The organism is Arthrobacter sp. AL12 (assembly GCF_029960645.1).
In the GTDB taxonomy this organism is placed as follows: Bacteria; Actinomycetota; Actinomycetes; order Actinomycetales; family Micrococcaceae; genus Arthrobacter.
Genome location: NZ_JASBQY010000014.1, coordinates 97,683 through 108,608, shown reverse-complemented (window position 1 = coordinate 108,608; position 10,926 = coordinate 97,683). Strand labels below are relative to the sequence as shown.

14 protein-coding genes are annotated in these 10,926 nt (G+C 67.5%); 7 read left to right on the top strand and 7 right to left on the bottom strand.

Features of this window, described 5'->3' with window-relative positions; genetic code table 11:
* Positions 1-458 precede the first annotated feature (458 nt).
* Positions 459-1,727 (bottom strand): plasmid pRiA4b ORF-3 family protein, encoded by a 1,269-nt coding sequence (locus QK291_RS14720; RefSeq protein ID WP_282383188.1) that lies wholly within the window; start codon positions 1,725-1,727, stop codon positions 459-461.
* A 117-nt stretch (positions 1,728-1,844) separates the two neighbouring features.
* Between QK291_RS14720 and QK291_RS14715 the strand changes: the two genes are divergently transcribed.
* Positions 1,845-2,027, top strand: coding sequence for a PspC domain-containing protein (locus tag QK291_RS14715; RefSeq protein WP_282383186.1), 183 nt, complete (start codon positions 1,845-1,847; stop codon positions 2,025-2,027).
* 36 nt (positions 2,028-2,063) lie between these two features.
* Here QK291_RS14715 and QK291_RS14710 read toward each other — a convergent pair whose 3' ends face one another.
* From QK291_RS14710 to QK291_RS14700, 3 genes are all read right to left on the bottom strand, one after another.
* Positions 2,064-2,819 carry a ZIP family zinc transporter gene (locus tag QK291_RS14710; protein ID WP_282383184.1) on the bottom strand — a complete coding sequence of 252 codons (756 nt, stop codon included), beginning with the start codon at positions 2,817-2,819 and terminating at the stop codon, positions 2,064-2,066.
* A gap of 73 nt (positions 2,820-2,892) precedes the next feature.
* Positions 2,893-4,470, bottom strand: a complete 1,578-nt coding sequence (locus QK291_RS14705) for an FAD-dependent oxidoreductase (protein WP_282383182.1) — start codon at positions 4,468-4,470, stop codon at positions 2,893-2,895.
* A gap of 168 nt (positions 4,471-4,638) precedes the next feature.
* Complete coding sequence (locus QK291_RS14700) at positions 4,639-4,833, bottom strand: hypothetical protein (RefSeq protein ID WP_282383181.1); 195 nt, start codon at positions 4,831-4,833, stop codon at positions 4,639-4,641.
* A gap of 173 nt (positions 4,834-5,006) precedes the next feature.
* Between QK291_RS14700 and QK291_RS14695 the strand changes: the two genes are divergently transcribed.
* The 3 genes from QK291_RS14695 to QK291_RS14685 all read left to right on the top strand — a co-directional run bounded on the left by QK291_RS14695 (position 5,007) and on the right by QK291_RS14685 (position 6,807).
* A complete protein-coding gene (locus QK291_RS14695) occupies positions 5,007-5,870 on the top strand; it encodes a hypothetical protein (protein ID WP_282383180.1) in 864 nt (287 codons plus the stop codon).
* Entirely contained in the window at positions 5,818-6,327 is a 510-nt protein-coding gene (locus QK291_RS14690) for a hypothetical protein (RefSeq protein WP_282383178.1), read from the top strand. The genes QK291_RS14695 and QK291_RS14690 overlap by 53 nt, the downstream gene beginning before the upstream one ends.
* A gap of 129 nt (positions 6,328-6,456) precedes the next feature.
* Positions 6,457-6,807, top strand: a complete 351-nt coding sequence (locus tag QK291_RS14685) for a DUF6176 family protein (protein ID WP_282383176.1) — start codon at positions 6,457-6,459, stop codon at positions 6,805-6,807.
* A gap of 112 nt (positions 6,808-6,919) precedes the next feature.
* Here the strand turns inward: QK291_RS14685 and QK291_RS14680 are convergent, their stop codons facing one another.
* Complete coding sequence (locus QK291_RS14680) at positions 6,920-7,123, bottom strand: cold-shock protein (RefSeq protein ID WP_024365339.1); 204 nt, start codon at positions 7,121-7,123, stop codon at positions 6,920-6,922.
* A 268-nt stretch (positions 7,124-7,391) separates the two neighbouring features.
* On the opposite strand from QK291_RS14680, the gene QK291_RS14675 reads away from it, so the two are divergent.
* From QK291_RS14675 to QK291_RS14665, 3 genes are all read left to right on the top strand, one after another.
* Complete coding sequence (locus tag QK291_RS14675; protein WP_282383174.1) at positions 7,392-7,829, top strand: helix-turn-helix transcriptional regulator; 438 nt, start codon at positions 7,392-7,394, stop codon at positions 7,827-7,829.
* A 10-nt stretch (positions 7,830-7,839) separates the two neighbouring features.
* On the top strand, positions 7,840-8,241 hold the full coding sequence (locus tag QK291_RS14670; RefSeq protein ID WP_282383172.1) for a VOC family protein: 402 nt from the start codon (positions 7,840-7,842) through the stop codon (positions 8,239-8,241).
* Between the two features lie 213 nt (positions 8,242-8,454).
* Positions 8,455-9,033 (top strand): protoglobin domain-containing protein, encoded by a 579-nt coding sequence (locus QK291_RS14665; protein WP_282383169.1) that lies wholly within the window; start codon positions 8,455-8,457, stop codon positions 9,031-9,033.
* A 203-nt stretch (positions 9,034-9,236) separates the two neighbouring features.
* Here the strand turns inward: QK291_RS14665 and QK291_RS14660 are convergent, their stop codons facing one another.
* Together QK291_RS14660 and QK291_RS14655 are read right to left on the bottom strand one after the other, a co-directional pair.
* A complete protein-coding gene (locus QK291_RS14660) occupies positions 9,237-9,479 on the bottom strand; it encodes an SRPBCC domain-containing protein (protein ID WP_282383167.1) in 243 nt (80 codons plus the stop codon).
* Between the two features lie 123 nt (positions 9,480-9,602).
* On the bottom strand, positions 9,603-10,898 hold the full coding sequence (locus QK291_RS14655; RefSeq protein WP_282383165.1) for an acyltransferase: 1,296 nt from the start codon (positions 10,896-10,898) through the stop codon (positions 9,603-9,605).
* Positions 10,899-10,926 lie beyond the last annotated feature (28 nt).

Here is a 10,926-nt window from a genome sequence, read left to right as displayed (position 1 = left end):
ATAAATTGGTATCAACAAACTTGGCACACTATTGAGTTCTCAAACAACAGACACACCCGGCACCACCACAACCTCAGCCGTGGATCGCTCCGGAGCAACCTACCAAACTTACCCGGTCACCATGAACAATGCAAATCAACGATTCCGCGATCAACAACTCCACAAACCAGGCCCCCACCCTCCAACAGCACGCAAAACCGCGAACCATTTTCAGGATGTTTGTCAGGGGGGCGGTCGCAATCTCTCCGCATCAGCGGCGGCGACTCGAATTACTTTACACGCCACCCGACCCACACACAAATCCACCCCCACACCACCCCCCACACCCCCAAAAACCCCTTCACCACACCGAATACCGGCACCCGTCCGGGCTTCCGCGGCGCCTCTCGGCGAAGTCGGGCTGCTGTGTAGTGGCTCACACCGCGGCGGCCCCCGTCACGCTCTTGCGGGCCGGGCTGTCACCGGCCTTCGAGCAACCCTTGAACCGGTAGCAGGAACTTCCGTCCGCCGTCGGTCAGGGCCGGTTCTTCCGTGAACGTTTGTCCCGGAACCTTCAGCTGCAGGCAATCCAACGTCCAGCGCACTTCCGAGTAAAGGTCCCGGGCGGCGCCCAGCGGCACCGGCTCCCCGTCACCCATCCGGAACCCCGCCGCGGTCAGGGTATCCGCGATGATCCGCGCCCGCTGGTCCCAGGACGGCGTGGAGCCTTCGAGCAGCCAGTGGATCACCATGCGGGTCACAGCGGCCGTCGACTTGTCCGCCGGGACGGCCACGGTCTGGACGAGGTAGTCCCACAGCGGGCGGCCGCCGTCGCGCATTCTGCGGCCGGCCGGTGACAGGACCAGCCGGCCCTTGCTCTTCCGCAGCAGTTTCCAGGCCTGCAGCTGCTGCCGGAGCCGCAGGACAGGCAGGGTCTGGCTTTCGCGGTTCGCAACTCCGGGCCAGCGATAGGTCCACCCGAGGGCGCGGACGGCCTCGCTGACCACGGCAGGTTTGAGATAACCGTCCTGTGTTAACTGCAGTCCGTCCGCGCCGGCCTGGGACAGCAGCCACTGCACGGGACGGATGACGGCGTCGATCTCCTCGTCCGTGGGCGGTTCCGGCCAGATGCGTTTCGCCAGCCCGTCCAAGCGGCTGTTGAGCGCGGCGCCGTCGAACGCGTCCGGCTCGAAGGTGCCGGCGTCCTGGCCGGTCGCGAACTTGTACCAGTCGGAGAGCTCCTGGTGGTCCTCATGCGAGGGGTTGGCCAAGGCTTCAATGAGGCGCGCATAGCCGGAGGTCCCGCCGGCGTCCTCGACCGGGCCCCGGCTGGCGCCGCCGACGCAGCGCACGGCACCGGCCGGCAGTTCCGCCGGCCCCATCACTTCAATGACGTGGGTCCACGCATCGCCAAAGTCGTACTCGTATTCGAGCGTGCTCGGCCCGGTCTTCTGCGCGTCCAGGAGTTCAAAGAGCACGACGCCGGAAGCCGGCTCGGCGCCCGTCTCCTCCGCCGCCTCGTCGGGGCCGATGATGTCGCGGCGATGGCCGAGCCGGTCCACGCACCGGATGCCGAAGAGGTGGCGGTTCTCCCAGCCGAAGGCCGTCTGGAGCACCCGGTGGAGGTCCGGGACGGTGATGGTTTCCGGCACCAGCAGGCGGCGCCAGATCTCCGGTTCGGTGTCGTGGATGCTGACGCGGAGGTCATAGGCGGGAACTGGCACGGGAAGGGCAGGGATGGACTCCATACTGGTTATCCTTCCAGAGCCCGGCTGCCCGGCCTGCCAGTGGCGGCTACCGCATCTGTCCCCGTGAGCACCTGCCTGCCTGTTCTCCTGGCGCACTCGCACTGCTACCTTGGCTGGATGGAACGATCTTTGGCTAGGCCCAGAAATGGCAAGATCATCGCCGGCGTGTGCGCTGGCCTCGCCGACCGCTTCGGCATCCCCAGGACGCTGGTCCGCATCGGCTTCGTGTTCTTCGGCCTGTTCGGCGTCGGAGAACTCGTCTATATCGTGCTGTGGATCATCATGCCCAAGGGCCCGTAGCGGCCGGGTTCGACGACGGCGCCCGCGTTGCGTCAGCTAGCCGCCCAGGTGGTGGATGGTGAACGCGCTGAGAAATCCGACAGCGGCCACCAACCCGGTGAGGTTGTGGTGTTCCTCGAACGCCTCGGGAATCATCGTGTCGGCCAGCATGGCGAGAATCCCGCCCGCGGCCACGGCCGTGATGAACGCGACCGCTTCCTCAGGGGCGTTCTCCAACGCGGTGTAACCGAGGAGTGAGGCGCCGCCGCAGAGCAGGGCAATGCCGCCCCAGACCCCAAAGACATACCCGGCGCTGCGGCCGGCCTTCTTCATGCCGGCCGTGCTGGAAAGCCCCTCCGGGACATTGGAGATGAACACTGCCGCGAGCATGGCCGGGCTGACGGACCCGGCGGTGACCAGGCCCAGTCCGAGGACCACAGATTCCGGGATGCCATCCAGAAGGGCGCCGACGGCGATGGCCGTGCCGCTGCCGGGGCTGTCCGTTTCGGAGGGCTGCCTGCCCCCAGACCGCTTCCGGTGTTTCGCCCCGGACCGCGCCAGCAGGGCGTTGGCGCTGACATAGACCACGGCGCCGGTCAAAAACCCCGCGACGGTGGGCCACAACCCGCCGCCCTGGACTGCCTCATCCACCAGTTCGAACGCCAGGGCGGAGATGAGAACGCCGGCGCCGAATGCCATGATCGAGGAGACCAGCTTGGCGGGGATGGTCCACTTCCAGGACAGCCAGGAACCGAGGACCAGCGCCCCGCCCGCCAGCGTTCCCCAGAACAGAGCCTGCGCCCACATCGGCATGCGTTTTACCTTCCGCGGCCGCGAAGCCTGCTAGCTGACATCCGAATTGCCCGGCGTTAAGCGGCCGGGCACCTCAGAATTCTTGCAGACGCGGGCGGTGAAGTGCCGCAGGCAGAGTGCGGGGGGCGAGGTTCGTGCTGGCCGGACCCTGAATGACCGAACCGTCCGTGGCAAAGCGCGAACCATGGCAGGGGCAGTCCCAAGTCACATCCGCGGCGTTGAACTCGACGGTGCAGCCCAAGTGCGTGCAGACCGCCGAGACCGCCTGCAGTTGGCCGGCCGGGGCGGCGTAGACGGCGATCTTGTCACCCTCCAGTTCGAAAACTGCGCCGTCCCCCGGCGCCGGCAGGACGGTAGCGGCCGGATGGACGGAACCGGCGGGAGTGTCCGTGCCGTCCTGGTCCGGCGCTGACAGCCGTGGGCTGGGCGGAACCGGGGCGTCCTGGCCGGCGGGCGCCGTCGCCGCTGCCCTGGGTTGCCGGGTGCTGTCGAACATTCGTGCCCATGGGTTCGGCCGGCCGCACAAGGTGTCGGCGAGGATCAGGGCCGCAGCGGTGCCGTTGGTCAGGCCCCACTTCCGCAAACCCGTGATCACATGGACGTGTCTGTTGTCCCGGGACATCAGGCCCACATACGGCAGCCCGTCGGCGGGGATCCCGTCCTGGGTGGACCAGCGGAAAACCGGCTCACCGGCGCCGAGACGGTCGCGGCTGAAATCGGTGAGGCGCCGGTACCGCTCCGCGGTGTCGCCAGAGTAATCGGCCCGGTGGCCCTCGCCGCCGGCGAGCACGTAGCCGGTGCCATCGACCTCGACGGCCAGAATTGAGCGCATCGGCTCGTCGACACTGATGTACGTCCCCTCCAGTGGCGGGGAGCCCGCCCGGCTGGCGACGAGGTAGGAGCGGTGCAGGATGTTCCGTGCAGCAAAGCTCCCGTGGTCGCCGAACGGGACATTGGTGGCAACGATGACATCCCGCGCACGGATTCTTCCCCGTTCCGTTTCCACGACAACCGAAGAGCCGTCCCGGAGCGCCAGGGCCCGGGTCTCCTCAAAAACGAAACTGCCGGCACCGTCGACCGCACGGGCCAGGCCCTGCAGGTACCGCACCGCGTGGAGCTGCGCCTGGTTGTCGAAGCGCACGGCCCCCCTGACCGGAAAGGGCAGCGGCACGTCGGCGGTAAAGACGGAGGGAAGGCCCAGCCCTGCCGCCAGAGCAGCTTCGTCCCGGACGAGATTCAGTGCCTCGTCGGTTTCGGCATAGGTGAAGTTCGGTACACGGCGGAACCCGCAGTCGATGCCCTCGCCGGAGACGACCCGCGCGATGTGCTCGACGGCGGCCTGGTTCGCCTGTCCGTAGCTGCGCGCCGTGTGAGGGCCGTGGCGCCCTGCAAGTTCGGTGTACACCAGCCGGTGCAGCGAGGTTACCTTGCCGGTGGTGTGCCCCGTGACGCCGGTACCGATACCCGCCGCCTCAATCACCGCGACCGACTGGCCGGCACGCTTAAGGGCCAGCGCCGCCGTCAGGCCCGCAACCCCGCCGCCGATCACCGCGGTGTCCACCTCGATGTTCGCACCAAGCGGGGCATAAGACGTGCGTTCGGCAGTGGCGATCCACAGCGAAATGGCCCGGCCTTGCAAGCTCTCACCCATGACGGCCCCCTCCTACGAGCACACCATACCGCCGTCACCAGCGGGGCGGTATTCCCCGGGGGAGTTCATTTGCCGGGCACACGGCGGGGCGGTGAGCTGCGGGCCCACCGCCCCGTGAAGTTCGCCGCGCCGGCGATCTGGGTTGCCTGAAACTGGCCGGGTCACCGCCTACTGGGCCGGGGACCCGGGCAGGTACCAGGCCAGGGCGGCCGTGTAGGGTTCGCTGGGCAGGCTCCCGGCGGTCCAGGACTCCGTGGATCGCACCACGGGGGTGTGTCCGTGTCCGTCCTTCAGCATGGCGCGGACCGTGGCGGTGCCGGCGGTAATCACGAGTCCGAACACCAGGACTACAAGCAGTTCCATTTTGGGTTCCTCGGGTGGAGTGCGGATTGGATGACTCCAGAGTCTGCCGCCGCCGTGTGAGCAACCGTGTGAACGCCCGCGGCTGAAGACCCGCGACGCGGGAGCCCCACGGCTGAAGATCCGGGGCTGGTTTCCCCAGCCCGCTGCAGTGCCCGCGGCGTAAAATTGCTCCTATGGCCGAGACGTGGATCCTGCTCCTCGGTCCGCCAAGGATCGAGTCCCCCGGAGCCCCTCCCTCACAGCCCAAGGGCCGCAAAGCCTGGGCTGTGCTGGCCTGCCTCGCCCTGCTGCCGGACGGGGTCAGCCGGTCCCGGACCGCCACCTTGCTGTTCCCGGACGCCGCGGATCCCCTCGGCGCCCTGCGCTGGAACCTCTCCGAGCTGCGCCGGACCCTGGACGGGGCCACCATCACCGGTGACCCGCTGCGGCCGACCCTCCTGCAGTCATGGCATTGCGATGCCCTGGAGCTGGTCGACTCGGCCGCCGGCACCGGGCCGGACCCGCGGCGGTTCGACGGCCAGCTGCTGGAGGGGCTCTCATTCGCGGACAGCCCGGTCTTTGACTCCTGGCTGGCGGAACAGCGGTACCGGCTCGAAAACTGCATCCAGTCGGCCCTGTACGAGGTCACCAAGTGCGCGGAACTTTACCACCGGGAGCTGGGCCTGCCGCTGCCGGCGAAGGTCCGCCGCGCCCTGACCGACTCGGCGCCGGCCGCCGACCCGGAGATCACCGCCACCGCAGCCACCGTCCGGTCCTATCTCGACGCCGGCAGCGCCAGGATCCTCGCGATCCAGGGCATGCTGGCCTCGGACACCGCGCACTACGGGGACGCGGTGGCTGCCTTCGCGGAGTCCAGGAGACTGGCCCGGGAGGTCCGGAACCGCCGGCAGCTGGCATTCAGCGAGGCGCTGCTGGGCCGCGTCCATCTGCTGCGCGGGGACCTGGAGCTCGCGGCCGCCGTCCTGGACCGGGCGCTCGACGGGATTGCAGAAGAACTGGACCACGTTCGAGCCATTTGCCGCCGGCGTCCGCGGTGAGACCTACCTGGCCGCGGGCCGGCAGGAGGCCGCGGCGGATCTGATTGACCGGTCCTGGGTCATGGCCGAGCTGGCCAGCGACCACTGCTACATGGCGCTGGCCGCCGGCGCCGAGGCCCGGCCGTTCCTGGCGCACGGCGACCTCGCCGCCGCCGAGCGTTGGATCGACCGGGGCCTCGAACCCAAGCCGTGGTACCTCTGGTACACCGCCCGGCTGCTGGATGTCGCCGCGGAAGTCACCATCGCCACGGGCTCCCCACGCGCCTCACAGTTCGTGGACCGGCTGGCCGCGCTGGCCAGCCGGAGCGGCATGCGGGACTTCGTGGTGCGGGCCCAGTCGCACCGGGCTGCGCTCGGTGATGAGGCCGCCGCCCAGGCCGTACCCTGGCCGGCGCAGGAGATCGACAACCCCGGGCTGGCCGCGTTCCTCGCGCAGCGCCACGGCGTCGCCCTGTGAGCTGGCCGCGGTGGAGCGGGTCCGGAGCCTATTCCGGATGCCCTATCCCGCCGTCGTCCGCGGGACTAACATTCAGCTGTACCGATGGGATTGCCACCGTGCTCACTACTGCGTGGAAGGAAATCTGTCATGGAATGTATTACGTGGTTCGCGCCGATCCTGCCCGGGAAACTGGAGGTATGGAAGGCGAACGTTGAGGAAATAAAGGGCCCGCGGCGGGAAGATCACGAAGCCTCCCGGACGCGCATGGGCCTGGTGCGGGAAGTCGCCAGCCTGATGCAGACCCCGCAGGGGGACTTCACCTGCATCTTCCACGAGGCCGAGGATCTAGCCAAGGCCTACCGGACGCTTGCCACGTCGGAGTACCCCTATGACGTGTGGTTCAAGGAGCATCTGGTGAGCGTGCACGGGATGACGGCGGACATGCTGGCGGGGCCGCTCCCGGCCACACTGAGCCTCGACTACCGCGCCGCCGGATAGCCGCTGTTGAAGCAGCACACCCGGGTTAAACAAAAGCAGGGCCCGTCAAAGACGGACCCTGCTCGAAACCTGTAAGGTTCCGGACTCAGAAGAGTTAGCTGGAAGCTAAGTCTTAGAGAGCCTGGATGTTTACGGCCTGGGGACCCTTGGGGCCCTGCTCGGTTTCGAAGGAGACCTTCTGGTTCTCTTCGAGGGAGCGGAAGCCGGAAGAGGCGATCGCGGAGTAGTGTGCGAAGACGTCCTGTGAGGAGTCATCGGGGGAAATGAAGCCGAAGCCCTTTTCAGCGTTAAACCATTTGACGGTACCAGTAGCCATTATTTTTTGTCCTTCGTGAAGGTAGAGGAAAAGTCCCGACTTTCGGGTCCTCCGGTGTGGGGTGCTCAAAACCGCTGCTTCAGAAGAACAAGGTCTTTCAACCTTGCGTACTGCCTGAACTACGAACTGCATAAACACAACAACAGGATCAACAATACAGGAGATTTCCCGGACGCTTTACCACCGGGGTCGGCAGGGCCCCGGACGGACCCCTTTTGCGTGCCTTCGCCGGGACCTGAGCGGAGCTCAGCGGATCTAGAATGGCCGCATGACACCGCAGGAGTTGGCCAACCTGGCGCACCTGCGCCGGGCCCGGGACATGATCGACCGCGATTACGCCCGGCCGCTCGATGTGCCCACCATGGCCGCCGGCGCCCTGATGTCCCCGGCGCACTTCTCCCGCCAGTTCAAGGCGGCCTATGGGGAGTCGCCCTACAACTACCTGATGACCCGGCGGATCGAACGCGCCATGGCGCTGCTGCGCGCGGGCGCCAGCGTGACCGATGCCTGCATGGAGGTCGGCTGTACCTCGCTGGGATCGTTCAGCTCACGGTTCACCGAGGTAGTCGGCATGACGCCCAGCGAATACCGGACCCGGCAGCACCACGCGGTAATGGCGATGCCGCCGTGCATTGCCCGGCTGCGCACGCGGCCCGCCCGCAAACCGAGCAGGATCGAAGAAGCGCCCCCGCAGCCACTGCCATAGCGTGGAAGACATGAACATCTCACTGCAGTATTCACAGATCACCGTCAACGACCTCGACGAGTCGCTCGCGTTTTACCGGGACGTGCTCGGCCTGGAGGTCCGCAACGACGTCGGCTCCGACGGGCAGCGCTGGGTCACCCTCGGCAGCAAGGCACAGCCGGACCTGGAGCTGGTGCTCTCCGTTCCGCATGCCGGCCGCTCCCAGGACGACGGCGACGCCCTCCAGCAGCTGCTCGTCAAGGGTGCCCTGCCGATCCTGGTGTTCCGCACCGACGACATGGACGCCACGTTCGAGGCCATCCGTGCCTCCGGCGCGGAGGTCCTCCAGGAACCCATCACCCAGCCCTGGGGCCCGCGGGACTGCGCGTTCCGCGACCCGTCCGGGAACATGGTCCGTTTCAACCAGGCATGAGTCCCTGGCGGCGCTGCGCACGGCTCGCCATGCTCACCGCGGCCTGCCGCGCCCGGCAACCGCTACCTCAGTGCGCTGCACCTCGCGGCGGGCCGGTGCCGGGCCTGCTGAGGGGGCCAGAAGGACCACGACTGCGAGCCTCTTGGGCTGGACTCTATACGGCGGCGCCTCCGAGTGCTTCTATGGGAAGGTTCCCCGGCGAAAGGTGTCATCATGTCCACGATCCCCGGCTACACCTTCGGCAGCGAGTCCCTCGCCCCGAGTCCAGTGTCCCGTGACTACCTGGCCCGGCTCGAAGCGGCGGTGCTTTGGACACAGGATGATGCGGATGCTTTGCGGCGGGCAGGCGAAGTTCTTGGACCCCAAGCGGACCGCATCCTCGACGTCTGGTACGGATTTGTGGGTGGCCACGATTTCCTCATCGCCAGTTTCGCCGGTGCGGACGGAACGGCGAATCCGGACTATCTGACGGCCGTGCGTGCCAGATTCGCCCAGTGGATCGTGGATACCTGTTCCCGCGAGCGCGATCAGCAGTGGCTGGACTACCAGCATGAGATCGCCCTCCGCCACACGGCCGCAAAGAAGAACCTCACCGACGGCGTGAGCTCGACGGCGTCCGAGATCCACCTGCGGTACATCATCGCCTTCATTGTCCCCTTGACGGTCACGATCCGGCCGTTTCTTGCCGGGCAGGGCGCGGACGACGAGGTGGAGGCGATGTACCAGGCGTGGTTCAAGTCCGTCACGCTGACGGCCGCCCTTTGGGCCGAGCCATACTCACCGTCCTGGTGAGTGTCGGCGGCGGCGCCCAACTAATCCGACCGGGCCACGCCGCCTTCCTGCGGTCCGTGCGGGGGCACTTTGGGCCGGACCTTCCGTGCGGGGGGCACTTTGGGCCGGACCTTCCGTGCGGGGGGCACTTTGGGCTCAAATGCCCGACTGCGGCGCCACAGTTGACGGCGGGTCAGCGCCAAAGCGCCCCCGGAGCGCGGTGGTCACCACGTCCTGGCCGTATGGTGCTCGGTGAGTCCCTCGCGCACCAGCCGGAGGGAGGTGCCCCCGGCGTCGGGCTGCATAAAGATGGTCACGGTGGATGCGCCCGGCGGCAGGTCCATGCCGGACTCCCAGCCCCAGGAAAAGACGCTGCGTTTGCCCGGTTCGATCTCCGGGAAGGTGCCGGCCGTGTGGTGGCCGGGGTTGACGGACCAGAGGTCCTCGCCACCGATCCGAAGGTCCACCCGGGCCGCAAGCGCAAGGGTCAGCAGTGGGGGGCGAAAACTGAGGCACGACGGCGCCGCAGCTCCCAGCGGCCCCACTCCAGCAGTGGGCGTTGAAACGGCCGTTCAGGAATGCCGGGCCCGCTACCCGCGGTGGCCCGACACCGCCCCTGCCATTGCCCGGACGGATTCCGGGACAGGCGCGGCGCTCGGGGTGTCCGCGTTATCCGGGGCGCTCGCGGTATCCGGGGCGCTCGCGGTATCCGCGCCCGCCGGGGTTGCCGGGCCGACCGGGATGGACGTGTGGGCACCGCGGCGGACCCTACGTTCCGCGGCGCGTGCCACGGAGCGTCCCACGGCCATCGAAAGCCGGTGGGCGGGCTGTTCGGCGTAGCGGTAGAACAGCTCGGCGATCACGAATGCGGCGGCCACGGAAACGGCGAGCGCCAGCGGAAGCGAGACGGATCGGAGCAGGGTGACGCCAGCCAGGATGATCGGAAGGTGCACCAGGTAGAGGCTGAAGGACACGCGTCCCAGCCATTGCGCGGCGGCTGTGTCACCGAGCCGCTTGGCCGAGCGGCAGGACACGAACAGCAGGACGATCAGCGTCGCTCCCACCGTCACAACGGCCTCCACGCCGGGGATCGGCTGCTCGGGGCTGATCCATTCCGCGTTGGCCAGGAACATGCCCGCGGCCGCCACGAGGAACCATCCGAAGCGGGGCCAGGGTTCGGTCAGCTCCCGGATCCGCTCGCGTTCGGCGCCAAGGACGGCGCCGATGGCGAAAATCGGGAGGTAGGACAGCCACTCCACGTCCAGCAGGGCTCCCGCCGCGGCCAAAGCGAGGGCCAGTCCGAGTTTCAGATGCCAGAGACGCCGCCAGCGGAGGGCGATGAGGACGTAGGCCGGTAGCAGGAGGGAGAAGAGGACTTCCCATTTGAGGGACCACAGCGGCGTGTTGATGGTGCTGGCGTTCATCAGGAGCAGTCCGTCTTTGAGGACCTGCCCCAAGCTGGGGTCGGTCACGTAGATGTCCGCCCAGGGGCTCTGCAGTGGCGACGCCGACCGGGGAATGATGGCCATCAGCGCAGCGGCCACGGCCAGGGAGGCCCACGCCGGCAGGTAGAGGCGGAAGAAACGCTTGGCGTAGTACTGGGCCCACTTCCCGGCCGCCCCCGGCCGGGTGAACGGCAGAATCAGGACATAGCCGGAGAGCACAAAAAAGACGTGGACAGCAGGGGTGCCGTTCCACAGGACGTGCAGTGGCGAGAAAACCGCCCACGTCTCTGCGGCGTTGAGTCCCGCGGAGCGGTTGCCGCTGACTGCGTTCCCGATTCCCGGGAGTGTGGACAGGGCGTGGCAGGCGACAACCAGCAGTGCGGCAATCCCCCTGAGGCCATCCAGCTGCGTGACTCGTGTTTGACCAGAGTTAGAGCGCATTGACCCTATGTTACCAGTTCGTTACATT